Raw genomic sequence first — 317 nt, 5'->3', positions numbered from 1 at the left:
CCGAAGGTCGGGCCCTTGTTCTCGAGGATCTTGCCGGCAACGATCGATGCTTCCGCACCGGCGTTGGCCGCGATCTGACGGGCCGGAGCCTGCAGCGCGCGACGCACGATGGCGATGCCAGCGGTCTGGTCGGAGTTGGCGCCGACAGCCTTGATGCTCAGCGAAGCGCGCAGGAGTGCGACGCCGCCGCCAGGAACGATGCCTTCTTCGACGGCCGCGCGGGTCGCGTTGAGGGCGTCATCGACGCGGTCCTTCTTTTCCTTGACTTCGATCTCGGTCGCACCGCCGACGCGGATGACGGCAACGCCGCCCGCCAG

General features: G+C 68.5%; 1 protein-coding gene. It reads right to left on the bottom strand.

Translation table 11 applies throughout. The features are described from left to right. Window positions 1–317 (bottom strand): TCP-1/cpn60 chaperonin family protein (locus tag AC0L3O_RS35570; RefSeq protein ID WP_473618175.1); only part of this gene is annotated, 317 nt, incomplete at both ends.

This window comes from Mesorhizobium sp. WSM4810 (assembly GCF_055811235.1).
The sequence above is the reverse complement of the archived record's forward strand: the minus strand, read 5'-3'. Positions and strand labels throughout refer to the sequence as shown.